The organism is Pseudodesulfovibrio piezophilus C1TLV30 (assembly GCF_000341895.1).
Classification (GTDB): domain Bacteria; phylum Desulfobacterota; class Desulfovibrionia; order Desulfovibrionales; family Desulfovibrionaceae; genus Pseudodesulfovibrio; species Pseudodesulfovibrio piezophilus.
This window is the reverse complement of sequence record NC_020409.1, coordinates 616,248-640,084: the sequence shown is the minus strand read 5'-3', so window position 1 is coordinate 640,084 and position 23,837 is coordinate 616,248. Positions and strand designations below refer to the sequence as shown.

22 protein-coding genes are annotated in these 23,837 nt (G+C 44.9%); 12 read left to right on the top strand and 10 right to left on the bottom strand.

Features of this window, described 5'->3' with window-relative positions; all coding sequences use genetic code 11:
• Positions 1-441 precede the first annotated feature (441 nt).
• From BN4_RS03140 to BN4_RS03095, 10 genes are all read left to right on the top strand, one after another.
• The gene (locus BN4_RS03140) at positions 442-1,170 is read left to right on the top strand and encodes an amino acid ABC transporter ATP-binding protein (protein ID WP_015413902.1); all 729 of its coding nucleotides are present in this window, start codon (positions 442-444) and stop codon (positions 1,168-1,170) included.
• Positions 1,171-1,213: 43 nt separating this feature from the next.
• Positions 1,214-2,020, top strand: a complete 807-nt coding sequence (locus tag BN4_RS03135; RefSeq protein WP_015413901.1) for an ABC transporter substrate-binding protein — start codon at positions 1,214-1,216, stop codon at positions 2,018-2,020.
• Positions 2,021-2,106: 86 nt separating this feature from the next.
• A complete protein-coding gene (locus tag BN4_RS03130) occupies positions 2,107-2,874 on the top strand; it encodes an amino acid ABC transporter permease (RefSeq protein WP_015413900.1) in 768 nt (255 codons plus the stop codon).
• Positions 2,875-2,886: 12 nt separating this feature from the next.
• The gene (locus BN4_RS03125; protein WP_015413899.1) at positions 2,887-3,603 is read left to right on the top strand and encodes an amino acid ABC transporter permease; all 717 of its coding nucleotides are present in this window, start codon (positions 2,887-2,889) and stop codon (positions 3,601-3,603) included.
• 161 nt (positions 3,604-3,764) lie between these two features.
• A complete protein-coding gene (gene deoC, locus BN4_RS03120) occupies positions 3,765-4,283 on the top strand; it encodes a deoxyribose-phosphate aldolase (protein WP_015413898.1) in 519 nt (172 codons plus the stop codon).
• Positions 4,271-4,909 (top strand): precorrin-8X methylmutase, encoded by a 639-nt coding sequence (locus BN4_RS03115; RefSeq protein WP_015413897.1) that lies wholly within the window; start codon positions 4,271-4,273, stop codon positions 4,907-4,909. The genes deoC and BN4_RS03115 overlap by 13 nt, the downstream gene beginning before the upstream one ends.
• A 236-nt stretch (positions 4,910-5,145) precedes the next feature.
• On the top strand, positions 5,146-5,415 hold the full coding sequence (locus tag BN4_RS03110; protein ID WP_015413896.1) for a 4Fe-4S dicluster domain-containing protein: 270 nt from the start codon (positions 5,146-5,148) through the stop codon (positions 5,413-5,415).
• Positions 5,416-5,420: 5 nt separating this feature from the next.
• A complete protein-coding gene (locus BN4_RS03105) occupies positions 5,421-6,566 on the top strand; it encodes a 2-oxoacid:acceptor oxidoreductase subunit alpha (RefSeq protein WP_015413895.1) in 1,146 nt (381 codons plus the stop codon).
• A 4-nt stretch (positions 6,567-6,570) separates the two neighbouring features.
• Complete coding sequence (locus BN4_RS03100; protein WP_015413894.1) at positions 6,571-7,422, top strand: 2-oxoacid:ferredoxin oxidoreductase subunit beta; 852 nt, start codon at positions 6,571-6,573, stop codon at positions 7,420-7,422.
• Between the two features lies 1 nt (position 7,423).
• Positions 7,424-8,014: a 2-oxoacid:acceptor oxidoreductase family protein gene (locus tag BN4_RS03095; protein ID WP_015413893.1), complete on the top strand. Its 591-nt coding sequence runs from the start codon at positions 7,424-7,426 to the stop codon at positions 8,012-8,014.
• A 63-nt stretch (positions 8,015-8,077) separates the two neighbouring features.
• Here the strand turns inward: BN4_RS03095 and BN4_RS03090 are convergent, their stop codons facing one another.
• The 4 genes from BN4_RS03090 to BN4_RS03075 form a co-directional block, all read right to left on the bottom strand.
• Positions 8,078-9,841, bottom strand: a complete 1,764-nt coding sequence (locus BN4_RS03090) for an amino acid ABC transporter permease (protein WP_015413892.1) — start codon at positions 9,839-9,841, stop codon at positions 8,078-8,080.
• Positions 9,842-9,908: 67 nt separating this feature from the next.
• Positions 9,909-10,736, bottom strand: a complete 828-nt coding sequence (locus BN4_RS03085) for an ABC transporter substrate-binding protein (protein ID WP_015413891.1) — start codon at positions 10,734-10,736, stop codon at positions 9,909-9,911.
• 72 nt (positions 10,737-10,808) lie between these two features.
• The gene (locus BN4_RS03080; protein ID WP_015413890.1) at positions 10,809-11,537 is read right to left on the bottom strand and encodes an amino acid ABC transporter ATP-binding protein; all 729 of its coding nucleotides are present in this window, start codon (positions 11,535-11,537) and stop codon (positions 10,809-10,811) included.
• Between the two features lie 174 nt (positions 11,538-11,711).
• A complete protein-coding gene (locus tag BN4_RS03075; RefSeq protein WP_015413888.1) occupies positions 11,712-13,073 on the bottom strand; it encodes an L-serine ammonia-lyase in 1,362 nt (453 codons plus the stop codon).
• 200 nt (positions 13,074-13,273) lie between these two features.
• Between BN4_RS03075 and BN4_RS03070 the strand changes: the two genes are divergently transcribed.
• Both BN4_RS03070 and BN4_RS03065 read left to right on the top strand, forming a co-directional pair.
• On the top strand, positions 13,274-13,729 hold the full coding sequence (locus tag BN4_RS03070) for a superoxide dismutase, Ni (RefSeq protein ID WP_015413887.1): 456 nt from the start codon (positions 13,274-13,276) through the stop codon (positions 13,727-13,729).
• 328 nt (positions 13,730-14,057) lie between these two features.
• Positions 14,058-14,402 (top strand): NirD/YgiW/YdeI family stress tolerance protein, encoded by a 345-nt coding sequence (locus BN4_RS03065; RefSeq protein WP_015413886.1) that lies wholly within the window; start codon positions 14,058-14,060, stop codon positions 14,400-14,402.
• A 288-nt stretch (positions 14,403-14,690) separates the two neighbouring features.
• Here BN4_RS03065 and nifJ read toward each other — a convergent pair whose 3' ends face one another.
• From nifJ to rnfG, 6 genes are all read right to left on the bottom strand, one after another.
• Positions 14,691-18,293 (bottom strand): pyruvate:ferredoxin (flavodoxin) oxidoreductase, encoded by a 3,603-nt coding sequence (gene nifJ, locus BN4_RS03060; RefSeq protein ID WP_015413885.1) that lies wholly within the window; start codon positions 18,291-18,293, stop codon positions 14,691-14,693.
• A gap of 53 nt (positions 18,294-18,346) precedes the next feature.
• The gene (locus BN4_RS03055) at positions 18,347-19,546 is read right to left on the bottom strand and encodes an acetate kinase (protein ID WP_015413884.1); all 1,200 of its coding nucleotides are present in this window, start codon (positions 19,544-19,546) and stop codon (positions 18,347-18,349) included.
• Positions 19,547-19,797: 251 nt separating this feature from the next.
• Positions 19,798-21,903 (bottom strand): FAD-dependent oxidoreductase, encoded by a 2,106-nt coding sequence (locus tag BN4_RS03050; RefSeq protein WP_015413883.1) that lies wholly within the window; start codon positions 21,901-21,903, stop codon positions 19,798-19,800.
• 57 nt (positions 21,904-21,960) lie between these two features.
• Positions 21,961-22,536, bottom strand: coding sequence for an electron transport complex protein RnfA (locus tag BN4_RS03045; RefSeq protein ID WP_015413882.1), 576 nt, complete (start codon positions 22,534-22,536; stop codon positions 21,961-21,963).
• A gap of 13 nt (positions 22,537-22,549) precedes the next feature.
• The gene (rsxE, locus tag BN4_RS03040) at positions 22,550-23,230 is read right to left on the bottom strand and encodes an electron transport complex subunit RsxE (RefSeq protein WP_015413881.1); all 681 of its coding nucleotides are present in this window, start codon (positions 23,228-23,230) and stop codon (positions 22,550-22,552) included.
• 29 nt (positions 23,231-23,259) lie between these two features.
• Positions 23,260-23,835, bottom strand: coding sequence for an RnfABCDGE type electron transport complex subunit G (gene rnfG / locus BN4_RS03035; protein WP_015413880.1), 576 nt, complete (start codon positions 23,833-23,835; stop codon positions 23,260-23,262).
• Positions 23,836-23,837: the final 2 nt, after the last annotated feature.

Sequence of the window (23,837 nt, the reverse complement as noted above, 5' to 3'; positions counted from 1 at the left end):
TTATTTCGAAGATCCCCAATCAAGATTGTGAAGACGTCTCTTCTTTCATGTGGTAAAGAGTAACTGTTCGTTTCTTTTCTGTCCTGTCAGAGGTGGGAGTAATCGGAAATATTATATCATCACGACTCTATAGAGGAAAACACATCGGGGATAAGGTTCAACTCTTTGTGAATGTTCTCCTGAATAGAACACAAGTGAGCTTTGTGTCATAGAGTAAAAAACACGTTGTTTTCGTATTTGTCCGTCAGTAATTATAAGTCTTTTGCAAAAGTGTTTTTAAGGCGTAGATTCGTCTGTCAAATGAACGGTACCTTGACTTTTTTGCAGATTCGGATAAGTACTTACTGGCAATTCCGATGCCCGGTCTTACCAATCGGAAGCACCCGACAGACTGGCTAGGATTCATTTTTTTGCCCAATTTACGTTTGGAGTTTTTCTTATATGGCAATGATCGAAGTGCAGAAACTGCATAAATGGTATGGTGATTTTCATGTTCTTCAAGGAATCACCGAGTCCGTCAACAAGGGCGAAGTCCTCGTTATCTGTGGTCCTTCCGGATCCGGTAAATCTACCTTTATCAGGTGTATCAATCGGTTGGAAGAATATCAGAAAGGGCAAATCTTGTTTGATGGGAAGGATATTCTGGACAAAGATGTTAATATTAATGACCTGAGGGCAGAAATAGGCATCGTTTTTCAACAATTCAACTTGTACCCCCATCTCTCGGTGCTAAAAAATGTTACATTAGCGCCCATCAAGGTCAAGAATGTACCCAAGGAACAAGCGGAAGAGACAGCTCTTCAGCTCTTGGAGCGTGTTGGCATTCATGATCAGGCTCATAAGTATCCTGCAGAACTTTCCGGTGGGCAGCAACAGCGAGTGGCTATTGCGCGTTCCTTGGCCATGAAACCTAAAGTGATGCTCTTTGATGAACCGACTTCAGCTCTTGATCCTGAAATGATTAATGAGGTGCTGAATGTCATGAAAGACCTGGCTCGTGAGGGAATGACTATGCTCTGTGTCACACATGAAATGGGTTTTGCCCGAGAAGTCTGTGACCGGGTCCTTTTCATGGATGGCGGTATAGTTGTAGAACAAGCTCCGCCAGATGAATTTTTCAAAAATCCCCAGCATGAACGTACAAGGAACTTCCTGAAGGAAATTCTTTAATATTGGTATTCAACCCGTAATTCCTATTGAGAGAGGAGGAACTATGAAACGTCTGGTTATCGTTCTGGCTTTGGTATTGTCCTTCATGTTCGCGGCATCTGTGGCCTCGGCCGGCAAAATTGAAGATGTTAAAGCTGCCGGTGTACTTGTCTGTGGTGTTAAGGACTCTGTGAATCTTTTTGGTTTCATTGACCCTGACACCAAGGATCTGGTTGGCTTTGATGTTGACGTTTGCAAGTACATTGCTTCCAAACTGGGTGTGAAGACTGAATTTAAAGTGGTTACTTCCAAGAATCGTATCCCGATGTTGGCTCAAGGGTCAGTCGATATCCTGGCCGCAACCATGACTCACAAGTTCTCTCGTGACGAGCAGATTGATTTTTCAATCACCTACTTCATGGATGGTCAAAAGCTCCTTGTGAAGAAGGGATCTGGCATTCTGTCCACAGATGACTTGGTGAACAAGAAAGTTGGAACTGTTAAAGGGTCAACTTCAGAAAAGAATATCAAAGCTGCTCAGCCCAAAGCTCAGGTTATTTCTTATGATGAATATCCGCAGGCTTTTATGGCTTTAAAGCAGGGTAAGGTGAAAGCTGTCACTACTGATTCCGGTATTCTCGCAGGTCTGAAGGCTGGCGATGACAACCCAGATAATTGGGAGATTGTTGGAGAATTTTTCTCTTCAGAGCCATATGGATTGGGTGTGCCTTCCAATGACTCTGCTTTCCGCGATTTCGTCAATAAGGCCCTTAACGAGATGTGGCTCGACGGTTCATACCAAAAAACGTTCAAAAAATGGATGGGATACGACTTGCCTGCCGGTTGGTCTATCGAAATCTGGCCCATGTAATTTGATAGTGTCTTCTTACCGGGAGTACCCCAGGGTGCTCCCGGTTTTCCTGTTTTTCTATTTCACTCAAACCGACGGATAGAGCCTTGCAGTATACGTTTCACTGGGATAAAATGTTTTCCGGCGAACCCGCTCTTTGGATGTGGGAAGGATTTGTCACAACATTGCAGATTTCTACAATCGCTTTGATCTGTGCCATGATTCTTGGGATCATAATTTGTATCATGCGGATGGTTCCATTTAAACCTTTGCAATGGCTGAGCCTTGCTTATACTGAATTTTTCAGGAATACACCGCTGCTTGTTCAGATTTTCTTTTGGTACAATGCTTCCCATTTTGTGATCCCCAGCGCCATTAATGAATGGATGAATGATTTGTACTATTGGTTCCCCGGACCTTTTTCACTCTTAGGACATACTTTTGTCGGTGAGTGGATTCTTTTCAATGTTGAGTTGATTTCCGGTGTGATTGCCTTGACTGTTTATAGCTCTGCATTCATTGCCGAAGAGATTCGAGCTGGCATCTTTTCCATCCCTAAAAATCAACTTGAGGCCTCGCGGGCAGTAGGACTTTCTTTTCTGCAGGGATATCGTTATGTCATTTTGCCACAAGCTTTGCGGATTGTTATACCACCACTCATTTCCCAAGCTTTAAATCTTATCAAAAACTCATCTTTGTGTATGGTTATTGGGGTGACTGATCTGATGTATATGGCGAGTCAGATAGAGTCATACCACGCCATTCCGTTCGAGGCATTTTCCGTTGCATTGTTGATTTACCTGATCATTTCTCTGGTCGTCTCCTTCTGCATCACTATGTATAATAAACACTTCATGATCCAGGTCATGTACTAGGGGGATACTTTGATGCATTGGGATATTGTTCTAGATAATTTTGATTACTTCCTTTGGGGGCAAGCTAAATTCAATGGTGTCTTTCCATTTGTTCACAACTTGGGTGGGTTAGCTGCTGCAATTATACTCGCAGGCGTTGGAATCTTTGGCGCTTTTTGGATAGGACTCGCGGCAGGCCTGATGCGTCTTTCTCGTAGATGGTGGGTTAAACTGACAGCTGTCATTTATATAGAAATGATACGCGGAATGCCGCTCTTGCTTCTCATATTCTGGTTTTTCTTTCTTGCTCCAGTTCTGATAGGTCGTTCTTTGCCGGCTTTCTCTACAACAATGGTCTGCTTTATGATTTTTACTGCGGCATACGTAGCTGAGATTGTTCGTGCTGGGGTGCAAGCCTTGCCTAAAGGACAGATGGAGGCTGCGCGAGGCTCGGGACTATCTCATTACCAGGCTATGCGATACGTTATTCTTCCACAGTCATTGAGGAATATGATCCCCTCTTTTGTCAATCAATTTGTATCGTTGACAAAAGACACATCTCTCGCAGCCATACTTGGTGTCAATGAGTTGACCCGGACTGGAGTTCAGGTTGATAATAGAGAAATGGTTGCTTCGTTCGAGGTATGGATTACCATCGCGGCTCTGTACTTCATGGTTTGTTACATGTTGACTTCATACAGTCGTCGACTTGAAGCACAGCTTTCGCGATATCAGGCTCGGGATCGCTAAGTGATACCGAGACAAGAGGACATTGCGTCCTATCTTGACCATACGCTGCTTAAACCCACCGCCACGGTCCGAGAGTTAGATGAAGTCTGCTCTTAGGCCGTGCGGTTTGGTTTTATGGTGTTAGTGTTAACCCTCATTTTGTTTCGCGAATAAGCGCAAATTTGGACGGGGCCAATTCACTCGCTATTTTGGTGATAGTTTTTCCTTTAGGGGCAACCTTTACAGAAGTAAAAGTTCTTGAGGCACGAGCAGCCATTGCATCAGGAGCGTGTGAAGTTGACATGGTTATGAATATTGGAGCGTTCAAAAGTGGAGACGAGTTGTTTATCGCAGAAGATATTGTATCGGTTGTCAACGCTGCGTCCGGTAGCCTTGTTAAGGTTATTCTTGAGATATTAATCTTGTCCAAAAATGAGACTGGGAGAGCATGCCTTTTGAGTCTTGAGAGTGGAGCTGCTTTTGTTAAGATATGCACCGGTTTCGGTTACGGTGGAGCCTCAGTTGAAGCGGTAAAAATAATGCGCAGGACTGTTGGTTTTGATATCGGGGTGAAAGCAAATGGCGGAGTTTTGAACTATAAAGATGCTCTTGCCATGATAGAGGCCGGAGCTAATCGACTTGGAACGTCGGCACCTGTTGCCATTATTTCGGGTCAAATGGGGGAAGAATGCCAAAAATAATGCTTCAGAATTTTAAAAAACCCGAAGAAATCGAAGCTGAATCGTTTCGCATTATCGATTCGGAAATCCCTGAACCGCGAAAATTTGATGGCCAAAAATGGCAAATAGTCCGCCGTATGATTCACACAACGGCTGACTTTGAAATGCTCGATCTTGTCAGATTTCATGAAAATGCCTTGGAGTCAGGAATTGAAGCCCTGCGCTCAGGAGCAACCTTGGTTACTGATACGGAGATGGCCAAACGAGGTATTCCTGTTCGTAGACTTACCCCCTTAGGCTGCCAGGTTCATTGTCTTATGAATGACAAAAGAGTGGTCATAAGAGCGAAGAATGAAGGTATTACGAGAGCTAAAGCAGCTATCGACATCGCGATTCAAGAAATAAAACCGAAGATTTATATTGTTGGGAATGCTCCTACAGCGCTCATTCGGCTTGTTGAACATTTTGATCTTGGGAATGTTTCGCCTGCTCTGGTGGTCGGAATGCCTGTTGGTTTCGTGAATGCTGCGGAGTCAAAATATTTACTGATGAGTCGTGACATCCCTTATATTGCGGTAGAGGGGCGTAAGGGGGGGAGTGCTCTTGCTGCATCCGTGATCAATGCATTGGCTCTTCTTGCTCTTTGATTTTTATTTTTTACAAAACAAAAAAAGCGTCGGAAATAAAGATTTCTGGCGCTTTTTTTTTGTTTTTCATTTTTATTTTAAGAATCCCTCGGAAGGAATTTTCGAAAAGCCTTTACACAGGAAAAGAACCTGTTAGGAGTTCAGGTATATACCATTGGGTATGAAAATCTATTGACGTTGTCTTGAACAACTTGCTGGGCATGATGCTCAGAGTAAAAGCATTGGTGGAAGGAGCTATGGCCAAGAGAGAAAAGGGAAAAAGTAAGGTTACCGTCTATCCTGACTGGTGTAAGGGGTGCGGCATCTGTGTTGAATTCTGCCCAGTCAAGGTTCTTGAATTGAGCGATCAGGGGAAAGCTGTGGTAACACACGAGGAGGATTGCATCCGGTGTGGATTTTGTGAACTGCACTGTCCTGATTTTGCGATTATCGTAAAAGATAAGGAAGAAGGTGAGGGAAATGATGACCCTTCAGATGTGCATTCCAAGAAGACCAAGGGAGCATAATAGTTATGCCTAGGCCCAAAAAACATAGGGAAATTTTTGCTTTAGGTAATGAGGCAGTGGTTGAGGGAGCTCTTTTGGCAGGATGTTCTTTTTATAGTGGATATCCTATCACGCCTTCTTCCGAAATTATGGAGATCATGGCCAATAGGCTCCCAAAGCTTGAAGATGGAGTTTTTCTTCAAATGGAAGATGAAATAGCAAGTATGGGTGCCGTCATTGGTGCTTCTCTTGCTGGTAGAAAGGTTTTAACAGCAACCAGTGGTCCTGGCTTTTCACTGAAGCAGGAAAATCTTGGATACGCTATCATGGCTGAAACTCCATTGGTTTTGGTAAATGTTATGCGGGGCGGCCCATCCACGGGGTTACCAACATGTCCGGCTCAGGGAGATGTACAACAAGCGCGGTGGGGAACTCATGGAGATCATCCTATAATCGTTTTATCTGCATCCAATGTTCAGGAATGTATGGATATGACAATTACGGCGTTTAACATGGCTGAAAAATATCGAACTCCAGTCATATTACTTCTTGATGAGGTGACCGCCCATACGCGTGAGAAAATAGAGATTCCTAATGAGGGTGATTATGAGGTGTTTTCTCGAACTATCCCCTCTATGCCACCAGAATGGTATAAGCCGTATGAAGAGACCGTTCGCGGAGTTCCGCCCATGCCACCGCTTGGTTCAGGATATCGTTTTCATACGACAGGTTTGACACACGATCGGAATGGATTTCCCACTCAGCGCCCTGAAGAAGTCGTTGAATTGATGGAGCGCATTCATCGTAAAATTGATCAATTTTTTTATGATATTCAATTGGTAGGCGAATATCTACTCGACGATGCCGATATTGTCGTCATTGCGTATGGCAGCGTTGCCAGGTCTGCCGAACTCGCCGTTCAAAAAGCCCGAGAGAATGGTATGAAAGCCGGACTCTTGAAGCTCAAGACTTTGTTTCCATATCCTCGTCGAAAAACCGAAAAGGTTTTAGCTCATGCTAAAACCCTTGTTGTACCAGAAATGAATATGGGGCAGATGTCGAGAGAGGTTAAGCGAGTGAATATGGGGAGGGCTGCAGTTCGTACCATCAATCGTATTGACGGGCAGATTGTCACTCCTACCGAAATTCTCAAGGTTATCATGCAGGGATAGTACGATGAATACATTTACCGGAAATGAAATAATTCATCAATATTTGAGGCATAACAAGAAATTTCCTCATGTATTGTGTGCAGGTTGTGGGCATGGCATCGTGCTCGGTACTCTTATCCGCTCTCTTCACTCTTTGGGAATTCCCAAGGATGATGTTGTCATTGTTGCTGGGATTGGGTGCTCGGGGCGGTTGGCTGTTTATGTGGATTTTAACACTATTCACACCACACACGGGCGTGCTTTGACTTTCGCTACTGGTATCAAGATGGCCAATCCCAAGCTTAACGTCATAACCATCATGGGTGATGGAGATGCCTTATCCATAGGTGGGAATCATCTTATCCATGCGGCCAGAAGGAATATTGGTGTTACAGCCTTAATCCTCAATAATAATATTTATGGAATGACTGGTGGTCAAAGTTCTCCCGCGACACCGGCGGGTTCAACCACCATGACTAATCCATATGGTCAGCTTGATAAGAGCTTCGACACCGTTGAATTGGCCAGAGGGGCTGGGGCTAATTATGTGGCACGAGGAACTGTCTTTCACGTCAGAAAGCTTGAGAGAGTTTTGACCGATGCTATTGCCCGGCCTGGCTTCAGTGTGGTTGAAGCCATCACCCCGTGCCATACGCAATATGGGCGTAAAAATAGCTATAAGACTCCTGTGGATATGTACAAATGGATGAAAAAAGCGGCAGTGCCCATAGATCGATATAATGAAATGCCAGAGCAGGAACGCGAAGACCGTATTCCTATCGGAGTTTTCGTGCAGAAAGATCGAGATGGCTTTGAGGAAAAGTATTCCGCCTTACAAAGACGGCTCCTTGAGCAAGTTGAAAAGGGGGACAAATAATATGAAACCGCAACAGGATTTGGATCGTTTTGAAATACGGTTCTCCGGTCTTGGCGGGCAGGGAATTATTACCCTTGGGCGTGTCATGGGCCAAGGGTTGGCTCTTGGTCATGGATATAATGTCACTCAGACCCAGAGTTATGGGCCTGAAGCTCGCGGTGGTTCAAGCCGATGTGATCTTGTTATCAGTTCAGAATCGATTAGTTACCCAAAGGCTGAGAGTTTGGATATATTGGTCGCGCTTTCTCAGGAAGCTTGTAATGCCTACTATCCTTATCTAAAACCTGGTGGTATTTTGATTCTGGAGTCGGATTTGGTTCCACAGCCACCGACGAATAGATTTCTTGGGTTAGCTTATACCAAGCTAGCCAAGGAGAAAGTTGGCATTGTTCAGGCTATGAATACAGTTGTGCTTGGCTCTCTCTCATTTCTTTTGCCCTTCATAAATCAGGCTACAATGCGGAAAAGTTTGGAGTCATCACTTCCGGCCAAGATCCGAGCGGTGAATACCAAGGCCTTCAATTTGGGGCACCGATTAGCCAAGAAGGAATGGGGAATGGACGCTGGTGATGTTTGGTCGATAGATAGTTAGCTCAGACTCTGTAAATTAAAATGGGGAAGCTTTCTAGCTTCCCCATTTTTTTTGAGAGTGTCTTTACATTTCAATACGGATGTTTTCTGGACTGAGTTTTCTTTCCAGTCGTTTTGCATAGAGGCTCATAATGTAACTGAACATGAAATACAAGACCACGACAGTGGTATAGATTTCAAAGGGATAAATCATAAGCCTGTTGTTGACTGCGTAGGCAGCTCGGGTCAGATCCATGACGCCGATGATGTAGAGCAGAGAAGTATCCTTGAAGGCAGCGATGAACATCCCTACCAAAGCAGGAAGCATTTGTTTGAGAGCTTGTGGGAGGACTATTTTGCGCATGGTCTGGAAGTAACTCAACCCGGAGGCTTTTGCTGCTTCAACTTGGCCCACAGGAATATTTTCAATGCCCCCACGGACAGTCTCTGCGACATACGCACCAAAGAAGAAGGTCAAGGCAATGGTGCCAGCCCAGAAGGCGTGAATATCGATTTTGAAAACAAAATCCAGCACGACTTGATAAAACCAGAAAATGACGAGGAGTAGGGGAATTCCACGGACTAATTCGATGTAAAGCATACAGGGGATTTTGATGGCCCTGTTCTTTGCTGTACGCCCCATACCGATGAAGAGGCCAATGATAAAGCTACCACTGATAGAGAATATCGAAATGAGCAGGGAGCCCGAGAGGCCTCCAAGTCCCATGAAGAATTCTGTATCATCTCCCTTTGGAAATCTCCAAATGAGCAATGACTTCAAGTTTGCAAAGATTACATCAAAATTAAAGGCAGCGACAGCCATTATTATTAAATAGATGAGATACAGCAGGGCGATGACAAAGAGAGTCTTTGCCGCTTGTATCAGGGTTTTCACACTTGTATGAAGCAGGCGGCGAAACGGTGAAACCGTGCGAGCTTCGGGAGGTTTTCTAAAGTACCAGAATATGTATTCAAGACTGGAGCCTATTAGGCCAAAGGGCATGAAAACAATATCGGCAATCCGCCGGAGGAAAGACGTCTCGCCTCTTGGCATGATCTTGAGTTTTTCGTTTACTATATTGAGAATACACGCAATCGTCAGCGAGAGTATCAAGTAAATAACGGTAGCAGCGGTAATGGATTCGAATGTGCGGTATGTCAGTGAAAGAACTTCCTGCATGGACCAAAAAAGTTCGGTCACTCCGATGGTCATGGCAAGGGATGTATTTTTCATATTGTTGAGAAATTCACTTCCCAAGGGGGGGATAATTTCTCGAAAAGCCAGTGGCAGGATAACCTTGCGTAGAGTTTGTGTGAAGTTCAAACCTGATGAGTAGGAAGCTTCCAGTAATCCTTTGGGAATAGATTGTATACCGGCTCGGATAATTTCAGCCATGAATGCGCCTGTGAAGATGCCACAACCGATTGTAGCTACCCAGAATTCAAAATCAAGTTCAAAAATTTTAAATCTGATTTCATCAGGAAATGCATAGGGGAATGCAAAGTTCCAGAAAAAGAGCTGAATGAGAAGTGGGGTATTGCGGAATAGCTCGACGTAACAGGTTGCAAACCAGTATACGGGTTTGAAACTCGAAAGTCTGGCCAATCCGAAAATAGTTCCGAAGAGGAGCGCTATGACGGCTGAGTATATAGTAATCGTCAGGGTCAGGTTGAGACCGTTGAGCATCAGATGTCCCATGTGCCCATACTGACCTTCGGTGACGAAGACGGCCCAGTCAAAGTCGTATTTGAATTCGAAGAAAAAGGTGAAATAACAAACCACCAAGCCGAGCATTGCCAGCAGGGTGAGGTTCTGAACCCAGGCCTTTTCAAAATATCTTTTCAGCATGTATATATCCGAAGCAAAGGTCCCGAAGCCGGGGCTTCGGGACCTGGTTTGGCGTTCAGCTCTGGGCTTAAGGCCACATTTCGATCTTGGAAGTCATGGGGAACGGATAGGAAGACTCAGGACCGAACCATTTATTGTAGATGGTCATGTAGGTGCCGTCTTTCCACATATCCTGCACTGTGAAGTTGATGGCGTCACGCCAAGCAGAGTCATCTTGGGGCAGGCCGATGCCATACGGCTCATCGGAGATGAAATCTCCAACCAATTCGAACTGGCCGGGAATCTTTGCTGCATATCCAAGAAGAATTGTGGAGTCAGTGGTAATAGCTTGGACACGGCCGGAGCGCAGAGCCTCAAACATGGCAACTTCGCCATCATAGCCTGTTACTTTCGGGGACGGATTGCCAAGTTTCTTCAGGTATTCTGTTGCATTGACAATAGAAGTTGTTCCTTGCATGGAACCAACTTTCAAGTTTGCCAGATCCTTGATATCTTTAACTGCGCCTTTTTTTGCCAAGAATTTTTGGCCATCAAAGAAGTAGGTGATGGAAAAATCAATCTTCTCATCACGGACGCGTTTGTGAGTCATGTTTGACAGGACCATATCAACCTTGGGCGGATTGGTCTGAACAAAGGAAATACGTGTGTTGTTGTTAACGACGACCTTTTCGAGCTTGGCACCAAGGCGCTTGGCTATTTCGGTAGCCATGTCGACATCAAAGCCGACCCACTCATTTTTTTCATCAATGAAACCAAAGGGAATACCTTGGTTTGAAAGACCAGCCTTGACAACCTTGGTGGACATGACGCGGTCATAAGTGGGACCTGCGAAAGCGGCTACGGAAGCAGCCATGACCAGCAAAGCGGCCAGGACAGTGATTTTGAGAACTCTCATTTACCTCTCCTAACAGTTGAGTTCAAAACACAAGCCCGACCAGCACACTGCCGTCGAGCATATATACCTTAACTAATGGCTAAGGATCTTGCTGAGGAAGTCCTTTGTGCGTTCACTTTGAGGGTTATTGAAGAATTCTTCGGGTGTGTTTTCTTCAATGAGGTTACCGCCATCCATAAAGATGACGCGGTCAGCAACTTCGCGGGCAAATCCCATTTCATGTGTTACGCAGATCATGGTCATGCCCTCACGGGCAAGAGATTTCATGACGTCCAGGACTTCGTTGATCATCTCCGGGTCAAGAGCTGAAGTCGGTTCGTCAAAAAGCATGATTTTAGGTTGCATAGCCAAACCTCTGGCTATGGCGACGCGTTGTTGTTGGCCTCCGGAAAGTTGCGATGGATATGCGCCGGCTTTGTCGGGAATATCAACTTTTTTAAGTAACTCCATGGCCAATGCTGTCGCGTCTCCCTTGCTTTGATGGCGAACCATAGTGGGAGCAAGAAGTATGTTTTCCAGTACAGTCATGTGCGGGTACAGATTAAACTGCTGAAAGACAAAACCGACTTCTGCCCGAAGCAGGGCCATATTGGTCCGAGGGTCTGAGACATTCATGCCATCAACCAGAATGTCTCCCTCCTGGGTCGGCTCAAGTCGGTTTATGCACCGAATCAATGTGGATTTTCCTGAGCCTGAAGGGCCACAGATAACCACAACTTCGCCTTTTTGTATAGTAAGGTTGATATTATTGAGGACATGGAAATCCCCATACCATTTGTTAACATTTTTGAAAGAAATCACAGAAAACTCCCCAATGACTTTATTCGGGCCAGAAGACCAGAGCTGTGCCTAGCAAAATATTATACGATGAGCAATCATAATTCAGCCATTGCAGAATGATTGCGAATTATATTCTGTCAATTTTGTAATTTTCGTATATTGAGTAAAATTTAATATATACAGGGTGTTGACATATTAACACTCTGTCATGGACAAAGCCAGACCACCAAGAGATGTTTCTTTGTATTTTCGAGACATATCGCGTCCAGTTTGTGCCATCGCATGTATGGCTTTGTCCAAATTGACGATATGGTAGGATTCATCAAGGGTTGAAGCTATTAGATAGGCATTGTAGGCCTTGACTGCCCCCATGGCATTCCTTTCAATGCAGGGAATCTGAACATACCCCCCCACAGGGTCACATGTCAGGCCTAGATGGTGTTCCATTGCTATTTCTGCGGCATTTTCAGTAACCTGAAATCGATAGCCTCGAGCGTAGGCCAGAAAAGCCGCAGCCATTGCCGAAGCGACCCCTACTTCCCCTTGGCAGCCGACCTCTGCACCGGAAATTGATGCATTGTGCTTACACAAAAAACCAATCGCAACTGCAGCAAGTAATCCTTGACGAACCTCTTCCTGTAAGGCGCCCATGTGTCGTTTAAGCATGAAAACGACAGAGGGAATAACTCCTGCTGCCCCACAAGTCGGAGCTGTTACAACACAACGACCTGACGCATTTTCTTCAGACGCGGCAAGGGCATAGGCGTTCAGTGCCTTAATGAAGCCTGGTCCCTGAAAGTGCTCTTCCTTGGCTCGCGCATACATTACAGAAGCTTTTCGCTTCAATCCTATTTCACCTGGGAGGAAACCTTCTCTTGATATGCCGGTTTCAACTGCGTTTTCCATAACTTCAATAATCTGGTCTAAACCAGCATTAATTTCATCAAGACTCTTGCCAGTAAGAGCCTGTTCGTTTGCAAGAATAAGTTCATGAAGGCGGATGTGATTCTCTTTCAGGTGCTTTTTTAACTCAGCCATGGAGTTGTATGGATAGAGAGGAAGGCTACGCTCTGGTTCCTTCCAACCTTGCCATCGCAGAAAACCACCACCGACTGAAAAATAAATTCGTTCACAAATTACTTCACTATCGGCTTTTATTCGAAAGACCATCGTGTTGCTATGCAGATAGCTATGTTGAACCTGGTCAAAGATTATGTCGCTTGGACTATATGGAATTTCAAGTCCGCCAAGGTTCAGCTGAAAGATTTGGCTTAAATTATCACATTGCTCAAGAATATTGGGTTGGCAGGTATGTGGAAGATGGCCAAGTAAGCCAGACATGACGGCTCGACGAGTACCGTGTCCTTCTCCTGTCGCTGAGAGGGAGCCGAAAAGACGTATTTCGAGTGTATTGCATCGCTCCTTCTCTTTCTGTGGAAGGTGTCGAGCAAAGTCCATGAAGTCAAATCCCGCTTTCATTGGACCAATAGTATGGGAGCTTGAAGGTCCTGGACCAATTTTGAGTAGCTGGAAAATCGAAGTATTTATTGGTGGCATTGAGTATCCATTTTAATACTGTAAGGTATCGTTTAAAGTTATTGAAGTAGCATACGAAAAATCAGAGCTGAGGAGAAGATTTTTTCGGCTACTAGACGTGTTTTGGAATCTTTTATATAGAGTAAGTTGGAATTCCATAGGCTGTGCATGTGTACGGTCCAACAAAAAGCGTGCTCCTGTTGAGTACAAGGAGAAGTTTAATGAAACAATTCAAGAGTCTTAGTTTCATAATTTTTATAGCGATTTTGCTTGTGCTGCCGAGTCAAGCCTTAGCTCATTGCCAAGTTCCTTGTGGTATTTACGATGACAATGCTCGCGTAGAAGCTCTGTTGGAAGATGTTGCTACTATACGAAAAGCAGTAACCATGCTTCAGGAGTTGGTCGATAAAACAGATATCCAGTCTCGTCAGCAGTTTGTTCGTTGGGTTGATAATAAAGAAATACATGCTCAAAAAATTATCAGCACCATTTCTGATTATTTCCTGACTCAACGAGTCAAGGCGGATCAGAAAGATTATGTTGAACGTTTAAAGAAGCATCATGCCGTTATAGTCGGAGCCATGAAGGCCAAGCAAAATGCTTCAATAGAGCCAGTGGATGCTCTTGAGGGATACGTCAAAGCTCTTCTTGAGTATTACCCTGAGCATAAGCACTAATCGGTATTTTGTGTACCGTCAGGTCGCGCTCGAAAGACTCTTCTTTCGGGCGCTTTTCTTTGGGGAGGGCAAGAAAATTTGTTATTGAAATGTGTTTTGCTCTGGTGCAGGTATTTCTCAATTGGATTGTCATAGGAAGGTGACTAAAGATATTTTTTTGATTGACTAATCAGTCAAAATAAAGAATATATTATAATATTCTGTTATTCCAATATGTTAAGCATGAAAAAAAATCTGGATAAAAGATTAAGATGTGTTATCGTTTAGACGTGAGTCAGGAAAGTCCTGGCAGATTAAAAGAGACAATTCAAATTTTGAGGATAATACAATGAAAACTTCTGGAATATTTTTTGTGCTGTTTCTTATGATATCGGCATTCATTTTTTCATCCCAGGAATCTTATGCCGCTGGGCCATACAAGGCTACATCTGTTGCGGAAGCAAAGGTTTCTGGCATTGACACCAGTGTTGTATTGAATGGGCATTTTGTTCGCCAAATTAAGGACAATGAGTTTCTGTTTGCAGACAATACAGGCGAATTGCTGCTTTATGTGAATGATGCTGGAATACAACAGGCTGTCAATGAAAAGAATGAGGTGCAGGTGGAAGGCATGATCGTTCAAAACTTCATGTACACTGAAGTTCAGGCGTGTGCTGTTAATACCATTAACTAAGAGTTGAAGTGTTGATTGAAGAAGGGGAGGGCAATAATGTCCTCCCTTTTTTTTATGCTTCGACCAACAAGGACATGGACCATGTGGCAGAGTTGGTGATCTTGAAATGTGCTCGAATTATTCAAGTCTCAACAGGGTCAGTGTGATATAGTTATCATAATCTAATAAATTGATTTTGTCTGATGCTTGCATATATGAAAGTGCCTCCCGCATGAGCAGGAGGCACTTTACACAGTTAAAGAGGGGGATTTACCCTCTCATTTTGCTATAATGGAACTCGTGGTCCTTTTATCTTCCATCGTCGCATGCGCTGCCGCTTTCAGGACGTGAGTGTTCTGCTGTGCTTGTTGATTCGCAAAAAGGCTCTTCCAGGTCTTTGGGCGCGATGAATTCTTCTGCGGCCATATATTCTAATTGAGCATAGCGATCAGCATAATTTTTTTCGATTTGACTACGAAGCCTTTTTGCTGTGTCAGGCTGGAATTTTTCAAGCATGGCGTAGCGGTTTTCGCCGGAAAGGAATTCCTGCAGAGAGCCGTCAGGTGCTTTAGATTCCAACATAAAGGGATTTTTTCCTTCGCTTACTCTCTCAGGATTGTACCTGTATAATGGCCAATACCCTGAATTGACAGCCAGTTTTTGTTCGAATTGTGTTTTACCCATGCCCTTTTTTATTCCCTGATTAATACATGGAGCATAGCAGATGATAAGTGAAGGGCCACTATAAGCTTCCGCTTCCTTAAATGCCTTAAGCATTTGTTGTTTATCTGCTCCCATAGCTACTTGTGCTACATAAACGTATCCATAAGTCATGGCCATGCGTCCCAGATCTTTTTTGCCGGTTCGTTTTCCGGCAGCGGCAAACTTGGCGATAGAACCAAGTGGTGTCGCCTTTGAAGACTGACCGCCTGTATTAGAGTAAACTTCGGTATCAAGCACCAGGATATTGACGTCTTCACCTGAGGCGAGCACATGGTCAACACCACCATATCCGATATCATAAGCCCATCCGTCTCCACCAAAAATCCAAATGGATTTTTTGGTGTAAATATCAGACATTGAGGCTATTTCGCCAAGTAGCCCCTCTGTTTCCCCGTGCAATGCTGCTTTCAATTTGTTGCCCCATTCGGCAGATTCTTCATTTTTATCCATATTGGCAAGCCAGCCAACAAGTGCTGTTTTCGTGTCTCCCTCACATCCATCCGCTAAAACTTGTCGGGCAAGCTGAGAGAGTTTTTCTCGACGATGTGATATAGCCATGTCAATACCATAGCCAAATTCCGCAGCATCTTCGAACAGGGAGTTCCCCCAGGCGGGACCATTCCCGTTCGAATTGATACAATATGGCGTAGAAGGAGCTGAGGCTCCCCATATAGAGGAACATCCGGTTGCATTGGCAATGATCATTCGTTCCCCAAAGAGCTGTGTAAGTACTTTGACATATGGTGTTTCACCGCAACCGGCGCAGGCACCGGAGAATTCCATAAGTGATTGGCGAAACTGGCTTCCTTTGACTGTCTCGCGCTTGAATGCATCTTTGTAAGAAACGGTTTCTGAAAAGTTAAAGTTGGGAATTTGTTCATCCACCTGGGAATCTAACGGTTGCATAACAAGTGCTTTCTCCTTGGCCGGGCAAATATCTGCACAATTGCCGCAGCCGAGGCAATCCTGGGTATTAACTTGGAGTCTGAAGTGCAGTCCCTTGACGTCTTTTCCCTTGGCTTCGAGAGTCTTGAATGTGACCGGTGCGGACGTCATTTCATCTTCCGTTGATAGAACCGCGCGAAGAGCTGAGTGTGGGCAAACAAAGGCACACTGGTTGCATTGAATGCAGTTGTCAGGAATCCATTGAGGGACGCTTATGGCTACTCCGCGTTTTTCATATTTTGCAGTTCCGGCAGGCATCGTGCCATCAATGGAAAATGCAGAAACAGGTAAAGTGTCGCCCTGTTGGGCGAGAATAGGGCGCATAACATTAGTGACATATTCAGGGACCGCTTCAGCAACAGGTGTTTCGTTTGCAGGTGTTGTCCATTCTTTTGGAACTGGAATCTCAACAATGGCATCGATGGCAGCGTCCACGGCTGCATTATTCATACTGACAATTTTATCACCCTTTTTACCATATGCTTTCTGGATACCATCTTTCAGTAACGAGACAGCCTGATCAAAGTCGATAACGTCGGCAAGTTTAAAAAACGCTGTCTGCATGATCATATTAATTCGTCCACCAAGGCCGACTTCTCCTGCTATTTTAACTGCATCTACCGTATAGAATTTGAGTTTTTTTTCGGCTATTTTTTTACGCATGGATGCGGGGAGTTTGTGATCCATATCTTTAGCAGACCATGACGTGTTTAGTACAAAGGTGCCGCCGTCTTTTATACCGTCAAGTATGTCGTATTGATAAACATAGCTTGGGTTATGACATGCTATGTAGTCGGCAGCAGTGACGAGGTAGGTTGATTGAATCGGTTTTTCGCCGAACCGTAAATGGGATATCGTGATTCCACCTGACTTCTTTGAATCATATGCAAAATACCCTTGTGCATACATGTTCGTATTATCACCAATAATTTTTATGGCCTGTTTGTTTGCTCCGACTGTTCCATCAGAGCCGAGGCCCCAGAACTTGCACTGTACAGTGCCTTCCGGGGTGGTATCCAGGGCCTCGGCAACAGACAGGGAAGTATGAGTGACATCATCTTCAATGCCGACATTGAAATGTGATTTGGGCGTTGGATTTGCCATGTTATCAAACACTGCTTTGGCCATAGCGGGAGTAAATTCTTTTGAGCCTAACCCATAACGCCCTGATATAACATTGTTTTCATGTTTATTCTCATTGAAGACAGTGCAGACATCCTGATAGAGAGGATCGCCTAATGCCCCAGGCTCTTTGGTACGATCCAGAACTGTTATGGTCGATGCCGTTGCAGGAAGGACAGACAGTAGGTGCGTTGCTGAAAAGGGGCGAAAGAGTCTGACTTTGATCAAGCCGACCTTTTCTCCATGTGAGAGCAGTGTATTAACGACTTCTTCAATCGTTTCGCACGACGATCCCATGGAAATGATGACGCGGTCAGCATCCGGCGCACCAACATAGTCGAAAATTTTATAGCGACGCCCTGTGAGCGTGGAAACTTTTTTCATAGAGTCTTCGACAATAGAAGGAAGAGCTTCGTAGAATCGGTTTGTAGCTTCGCGCCCTTGATAATAAATATCAGGATTTTGGGCAGAGCCACGAATATTGGGATTTTCTGGACTCATGGCGCGTTTTCGAAATTTTTTGATTTTCTCCATGTTAACCAAGGGTTTCATGTCTTCGTAATCTATGGTTTCAATTTTTTGAATCTCGTGAGAAGTTCGGAATCCATCGAAAAAGCTGACAAAAGGAACACTTGATTCTATGGCTGATAAATGTGCAACCAAAGACAAATCCATAACCTCCTGAACCGAAGCAGAGGCAAGCATGGCAAACCCTGTTTGACGGCATGCCATCACATCCTGATGGTCCCCGAAGATTGAGAGAGCGTGGGCTGCTATTGCCCTGGCCGAAACATGAAAAACACCAGGGAGCAGTTCGCCTGCTATTTTGTACATATTGGGGATCATGAGAAGAAGACCTTGGGAAGCGGTAAAAGTCGTCGTTAAGGTGCCGCCTGCGAGGCCACCATGAACTGCTCCTGCTGCACCTGCTTCGGATTGGAGTTGCCGAATTTTGACCTGCTGGCCAAAAATATTCTTGCGGCCTTGCGCTGCCCACTCTTCGGCAATTTCACCCATAGTCGATGATGGGGTAATAGGGTAAATTGCAGCTGTCTCAGTGAGAGCGTACGCTACGTGCGCTGCAGCAGTATTGCCATCCATGGTTTTCATTTTCTTTGGCATGATGTGCTCCATTCTATTGTGTCAATTACGTATATATTCTGGGGATTACGCCCTTAGTCATTGACGACTTCTGCCGTGGCTTTCGCGATTTCTAATTCCTCGTTGGTGGGGACCACGAGAACTTTGATCCGACTCTGTTCAGTATTAATATACCGTGCCTCGGCGGTTTTTTCATTATTTTTTGTGGGGTCAATATTGATACCGAAATTCTCTAAACCATCACATGCCATAGACCTGACATCAGGATCATTTTCTCCGATGCCAGCAGTGAAAACAATGGCGTTCACCGATCCGAGGATCGCAAGATAGGCACCGATGGTTGCCTTGACCCGGTAGGTAAACATCTCGAAAGCAAGCTGTGCATCGTCGTCACCGTGAAGCCGGGCTTCATGGATGTCACGCATGTCGTTCTTTCTACATATTCCTAATAATCCACTTGATTTATTGAGTAATATATCAATCTCGGAGAGGGGTAATCCTTTGTTTTTTGCAAGAAAAATATGAAAAGCCGGGTCAATATCTCCACATCGAGTCCCCATCATGAGGCCAGCCAACGGAGTCAAGCCCATAGAAGTCTCAATGCATTTACCATTTTTTATGGCAGCCATGGAGCAGCCATTACCAAGATGCACAGTAATGAGACTGGTCTCTTCAATTTTTTGTCCGATAAAGACTGATGCTGTTTTACTAACATATTTATGTGAAGTGCCATGAAAGCCGTATTTGCGTACCTTGAACTGTTCATAAAATATCTTCGGCACAGGATACATATAGGCATGCCTTGGAAGTGTTTGATGGAATTCGGTATCAAATACTGCAACATTTGGTGTTTCGGGGAACAGGATCATTGCCTGTTCAAGGCCTATGAGGTTGGCAGGGTTGTGAAGGGGGGCGAGTGGGATATTATCTTTGATCGTATTCATGACATTTTCATCGACCAATACTGGGTGAGAGAAAGATTCACCCCCCTGAACAACTCTATGTCCTATTGCGTCGATTTCATGAGGGGATTGGATAACTCCATTGGTGAGTTTTGAAACCATAAGCTTCATCGCAGCCTCGTGATTGAGAATGGGCAATTCTTCCGTATCCTTGGTATCAGGCCATTTGTCTGGAAAAGATCTTTGTGTGATTTGGCCCATGGACTCACCTATCCGTTCCACCACGCCGCTCGCCATGACTCTCTGGGTGTTTATATTTCGAAGCTGGTATTTCAATGAAGAACTGCCGCAATTGATAACGAGAATGTTCATAACAGGAATCCTTTTTGCCTGTATCCAAGTGTGTGACAGGAGACAGGGTGCCAAGATACTCGTATAGTATTGATGGTCAACATTGTTTATGGTGTGGTCTTGATATTATTACCTTGAAACATCGTAGGAGTCCTTTTTCTTTTCCCGGAAGCGGGAGGGTTTTCGCAGCAAAACCCTCCCGGACATGAGCGCCGTATTGTTGTCGAGGGAATACTGCGTCATGTTACTTTCTGGGAAAGCATATTTTGTCCTTATTCTTCAAATGTGTTCAAAACTCCCTGAGTTTCCTGTGCAGAGTCGCCATCATAGCAGAGCAAGCCGCAGCGAAGGCAGCGATCTGCCTCTTTTTGCGCTTGTCTCTCCGAAAGAGTCCCTTCTACCTCATTGAATGTACAATTTCTTTCCTCGCCATAACAAAGGAGAGGAAGAGTCGCTCGTTCTTTCTTTTCTTTAACACTAACTTCCTTGAATAACGTATATGGGATCATTGTTGTTTGTGTCTGGTCGGAGAGAGGAATAATGCCCTTTGTCATATGGTAGTGCATGGCTCGTGCGGCTTTTCTGCCATCGCCAATTGCCGATATGACCAAATCAGGTCCAGTATAGACATCTCCGGCAGTAAAGACTCCTGGTATAGCTGTTTCGAAAGTCTCGGAATCTGCAACAATTGTTTGCCATCGGGTTGTTTCCAAAAGGCAGCTTCCTTCTTCTTCATTTTCATAAAGACACTTGAGATCTGGTTTTTGTCCTATGGCCGGGATAATCAGATTTGCACACATACGTTGTTCAGAGCCTTCTTTCTTGATAGGTTTTCGCCGACCAGATTCATCTGGTTCTCCCAGTTCCATCTCATAATACTCCAAATGAGTGGCGTGGTGCTTTTCATCTCCAATGACTCGCGCAGGGGCTGCCAAAAACTTGAACTGGACTCCTTCGTCTTCTGCTCCAATAATTTCTTCCATATCAGCAGGCATTTCAGCACGAGTTCGTCGATACATAAGAGTGACCTGTGCCCCGAGACGAATACAGGTCCTCGCAGCATCAATAGCGGTATTTCCTCCTCCTACGACGATGACATGTTCTCCTGTTTCAATCTTTTGTCCCATGGCGTGTGCAGTGAGAAATTCGATACCGCCCATGACACCATTCAGGTCTTCTCCTTCTGCATACATACCTGAAGCTTGCCAAGCTCCAATACCAATGAAGATAGTCTCAAAGTTGTCTTTTTTGAGTGTCTCAATGGTAAAATCAACACCGAATTTTGTATTCATTTTCGCTTCGATCCCAAGATCGAGTATGCCTTGAATCTCCCAATCAAGATCTGCTTTAGGAAGGCGATATTCCGGAATGCCATAGCGGGTCTGCCCACCAAGTTTTGGCATTGCTTCAAAAATGGTTGGTTGATGCCCCAGTCGACGTAGAAAATAAGCGCATGAGAGGCCTGCTGGACCTCCGCCGATGATGGCGACTTTTTTCCCGGTATCTTTGGCGCAGGAAATAGGGAGGTGTTTTCCTGTATGAAGTTCCCTATCTGCCACAAACCTTTTGAGCATGTTTATACCGACGGTCTCATCCACATATTGACGGCGGCATTCAGTCTCGCAGGGGCGGGGACAAACTCGTCCACACGTTAGAAGAAGAGGATTACGCTCTTTGATAGTCATAATCGCACCATTGTAATCACCAGATTTTATCTGTTCAATATATCTGGGAATATTTATTTGTGCAGGGCATTTTTGGCGACATGGGGCAAGACAGTCTGATGTGAGGTTGAGATGGAGCAGACGAGCAGAGATTCCAGCTACACCAATAACTCCACGAGGGCAGGCGTCAACGCAGTTTCCACATGCCTTGCATGCCAATGGATCAATGATTGGAAGATTCTGGTCATTCATTTGGATAGCATCGAAAGGGCAGGCCCGCATACAGGTTCCCAGGCCGAGACATCCTTCAGGACAGGATTTTGAACCACCATAGAGGAGATGGGCGGCTCGGCAGTCATGTGCTCCTTCATAATGGAAGGAATCGGATGCACGCATTCCTCCTGAGCAATCCCGGATAGCGAGTTCCGGTTCTCTTTCAATAACCTCCTGCCCCATAATTCCTGCAACAAGCAGACTCATTTCAGAGTCGGCAACAATACAGACTGTCGCAGGAGCCTTGCCAGCCACAATTGCTGCTGCTGCACCTGAACACCCAGGGAAGCCACAGCCACCGCAATTGGCTCCGGGGAGGGACTCTTCAATCAAATTAATCCGTGGATCTTCTTTTACGTAGAGGAGTTTCGAAGCTATACCCAATATTGCAGCAGCTCCAAGACCTATGCTGAAAAGAGTGAGTCCTGATATTAATATCATATGATTAGTTCCTCTGATGAATGGTGTCGGCTCTACTGTATTTCAAATTTTTTGATTTTAAATCATTCCCTTGAAAGCGAAAAAAGTCAGGGACATCAGCCCTGCCATTATCAAACCGATAGGCGTTCCTCTCATGGATACTGGGAGTCTTCGAACGGCCAGTTTTTCACGAATTCCAGCGAGAAGAACCAGAGCGAGCATGAAGCCAAGTCCGGAAGCAAAGGCGAAAAGTACGGATCGGAGCAGACCGAATTCCTCTCGCTGACAGATCAGAGCGATACCCATGACTGCACAATTTGTTGTAATGAGAGGTAAAAATATGCCTAGGGATTTGTATAAAGGAGGAATCATTTTTTTGAGAAACATTTCTACAAATTGGACTAATGCTGCAATAACCAGAATAAAGGCCAATGTTTGAAGATAACCGAGTCCAAAGGGGATAAGCAGATGGTGTTGAACCAACCATGTAATCCCTGTGGCCATAACTGCGACAAAGACAACGGCTCCACCCATGCCGATTGCAACACCTGACTCTTTGGATGTGCCTATGAAAGGACAATTCCCGAGATATTGGGCCAGAACAATGTTGTTGACGAACATTGCACCAATAAAGAGAAGAAAGTAATCTTGCATTGTTTATGCTCCACTATGAACAGTTTGACGCTTTGCCACATCCGCCGCACGCTCCGCAATCGTGTGTAGGACCTTCTATTGCGGCTAACCCTCTGCGTTTTCGCTGTATGTTTTCAACAAACGTCATCAAGGCGAGTAGAATTCCGAGGCTGACAAAAGCTCCAGGTGCCTGGACCATTAATCCGACGGGTTCGAAGTCTCCCCAGGCAACGTACGTACCAAAGAGTTTTCCGGTTCCAAGAATTTCACGAAGAGCCCCGAGAAACGTGAGCGACATGGTGAATCCGACCCCCATCCCCATGCCATCGGCCATGGCCATAAGTGGGGAATTTTTGGAAGCAAAAGCTTCAGCTCGCCCGAGGATTATACAATTTACCACTATCAAAGGAACAAAGATGCCGAGTTGTTGGTAGAGAGGATAAGCAAATGCTTGCATAAGAAGTTCAACCGCCACGACAAGCGAAGCGGAGATAGCAATAAAACAGGCAATACGGACCTTCGAGGGAATTATCTTTCGTAGTAATGAAACCACGAGGTTTGAGAGGGTGAGTACAAAGATAACAGCCACCCCCATGCCAAGGCCATTTTGAGTCGTATTCGTGACAGCAAGGACTGGACAGAGGCCGAGGACCAGTTTGAAGGGGGGGAGATCTTTCCAGAGTCCTTTGGAAAATTCTTTCCATAATTGATTCATTGTCTTCTCCGAATGAGGCATTTGTCAGCCTAGGACCAGCCGTCGGCAAGTTCTGTTTTGAGTTGCATAAAGAGAGATATTGCATCTTGAACCGCAGCGACTGTGCCGGTTGACGAGATGGTTGCCCCTGCTACAGCGTCTATATCTCCACCATTTTTTTTGAGAGCTATGGATTGGATTGGGTGGCCTCTGAATTGTGTCGTATAACCATGTTCGGCAACACGGGAACCAAGGCCCGGAGTTTCTTTCAGGGTTGTGATGCCAATGCCTGAAAGAGTTTGAGTAGAGATATCAAAACCAACCATGACACCGATATTTCCGCCATATCCTTTGCCAGAAGTTTCAAATGCTATGCTTTCGAGGATTCCATTCTTTATGCCTGGAAATACTGTCACTACTCGAGTATTCAGAGAATATTTTTTTCGGTCTTTTATGGGGTCATTGTCGTGGCTCTTCAGCACATACTCAATTGCCGGAGCCTGAACAAAGGTCAGTACCTGCTCTTCGATTACAGGTGAGGTGATCTCCTTCAGTGCGGCAAGAGAAATCCCTGCAAAGCCACAGATAAGAGAAAGAACAAGCATCATTTTCATCATTTCTTTCATAT

Bases quoted from the DNA above. Each gene is read 5' to 3' on its own strand.
- BN4_RS03140 (WP_015413902.1), top strand. From the start codon at position 442: ATGGCAATGATCGAAGTGCAGAAACTGCATAAATGGTATGGTGATTTT.
- BN4_RS03135 (WP_015413901.1), top strand. From the start codon at position 1,214: ATGAAACGTCTGGTTATCGTTCTGGCTTTGGTATTGTCCTTCATGTTC.
- BN4_RS03125 (WP_015413899.1), top strand. From the start codon at position 2,887: ATGCATTGGGATATTGTTCTAGATAATTTTGATTACTTCCTTTGGGGG.
- BN4_RS03115 (WP_015413897.1), top strand. From the start codon at position 4,271: ATGCCAAAAATAATGCTTCAGAATTTTAAAAAACCCGAAGAAATCGAA.
- BN4_RS03110 (WP_015413896.1), top strand. From the start codon at position 5,146: ATGGCCAAGAGAGAAAAGGGAAAAAGTAAGGTTACCGTCTATCCTGAC.
- BN4_RS03105 (WP_015413895.1), top strand. From the start codon at position 5,421: ATGCCTAGGCCCAAAAAACATAGGGAAATTTTTGCTTTAGGTAATGAG.
- BN4_RS03100 (WP_015413894.1), top strand. From the start codon at position 6,571: ATGAATACATTTACCGGAAATGAAATAATTCATCAATATTTGAGGCAT.
- BN4_RS03095 (WP_015413893.1), top strand. From the start codon at position 7,424: ATGAAACCGCAACAGGATTTGGATCGTTTTGAAATACGGTTCTCCGGT.
- BN4_RS03090 (WP_015413892.1), bottom strand. From the start codon at position 9,841: ATGCTGAAAAGATATTTTGAAAAGGCCTGGGTTCAGAACCTCACCCTG.
- BN4_RS03085 (WP_015413891.1), bottom strand. From the start codon at position 10,736: ATGAGAGTTCTCAAAATCACTGTCCTGGCCGCTTTGCTGGTCATGGCT.
- BN4_RS03075 (WP_015413888.1), bottom strand. From the start codon at position 13,073: ATGCCACCAATAAATACTTCGATTTTCCAGCTACTCAAAATTGGTCCA.
- BN4_RS03070 (WP_015413887.1), top strand. From the start codon at position 13,274: ATGAAACAATTCAAGAGTCTTAGTTTCATAATTTTTATAGCGATTTTG.
- BN4_RS03065 (WP_015413886.1), top strand. From the start codon at position 14,058: ATGAAAACTTCTGGAATATTTTTTGTGCTGTTTCTTATGATATCGGCA.
- nifJ (WP_015413885.1), bottom strand. From the start codon at position 18,293: ATGCCAAAGAAAATGAAAACCATGGATGGCAATACTGCTGCAGCGCAC.
- BN4_RS03055 (WP_015413884.1), bottom strand. From the start codon at position 19,546: ATGAACATTCTCGTTATCAATTGCGGCAGTTCTTCATTGAAATACCAG.
- BN4_RS03050 (WP_015413883.1), bottom strand. From the start codon at position 21,903: ATGATATTAATATCAGGACTCACTCTTTTCAGCATAGGTCTTGGAGCT.
- BN4_RS03045 (WP_015413882.1), bottom strand. From the start codon at position 22,536: ATGCAAGATTACTTTCTTCTCTTTATTGGTGCAATGTTCGTCAACAAC.
- rsxE (WP_015413881.1), bottom strand. From the start codon at position 23,230: ATGAATCAATTATGGAAAGAATTTTCCAAAGGACTCTGGAAAGATCTC.
- rnfG (WP_015413880.1), bottom strand. From the start codon at position 23,835: ATGAAAGAAATGATGAAAATGATGCTTGTTCTTTCTCTTATCTGTGGC.